This window comes from Vibrio sp. 1641, from assembly GCF_033339995.1.
In the GTDB taxonomy this organism is placed as follows: Bacteria; Pseudomonadota; Gammaproteobacteria; order Enterobacterales; family Vibrionaceae; genus Vibrio; species Vibrio alginolyticus.
On the sequence record NZ_JAWOVP010000278.1, the window covers coordinates 1 to 622 of the forward strand.

At 46.6% G+C, this 622-nt stretch carries 1 protein-coding gene and 1 pseudogene; both read right to left on the reverse strand.

Annotated elements, in window-relative coordinates; all coding sequences use genetic code 11:
• Nucleotides 1–76, reverse strand: a pseudogene (locus R7Z47_RS25505) (DUF1415 domain-containing protein); the annotation flags it as partial.
• Between the two features lie 50 nt (nt 77–126).
• Nucleotides 127–622, reverse strand: a 496-nt coding sequence (locus R7Z47_RS25510; RefSeq protein ID WP_318130849.1) for an MFS transporter, incomplete at its 5' end; no start/stop codon positions are given.

The window sequence follows — 622 nt, forward strand, 5'->3', positions numbered from 1 at the left end:
TAAGCCATTGATCGACTTGTTGAGTGATCGCATTAATATCTGTATTCGGTGTTTCTTGTGTTGAGCGCGTTGGCATACGACTTTCTTGCTTTTATGAATTTGGCGCAAGCATAGCAGAGAAGTCGATTAACTTCTTCCCAAGCTTGCTACATCAGTGTTGCTGTCGGTATCTACGCTTTCACAAATGTGTTTTAAGTAGGCAATGGCAGCAAACATCACGGCATACAAAACGCTTCCGCCAAGCAGTACGGTTGACCAACCGCCATGTTGCCAACAGTAGAGCAATAAAAAACCACCTAAACTTCCGCCAACATAGTAGTGCACCAAGTACAAAGCTGTTGCGGTTGCTTTTGCTTGTGTTGCGTTTTGGCCTACCCAGCCGTAAGCCAAAGTATGGGTAAAAAACGCGCCAAAACTAATCAGCAGAAGACCGATAAGCATAGCGGCGAGGCTCTCAAAAGCCGCAATCCACATGCCTGCCATGCTAACCACAGCGCCTATGAACATACCTAGAATAGAAGAGTAACGTTGGCTCCAATGCCCTGCGCATCGAGAAGAAAAAGTTCCTCCCAGATAACAGATGAATATCAACGATGCTAGACCGACCGGAACGTTGTGCGGC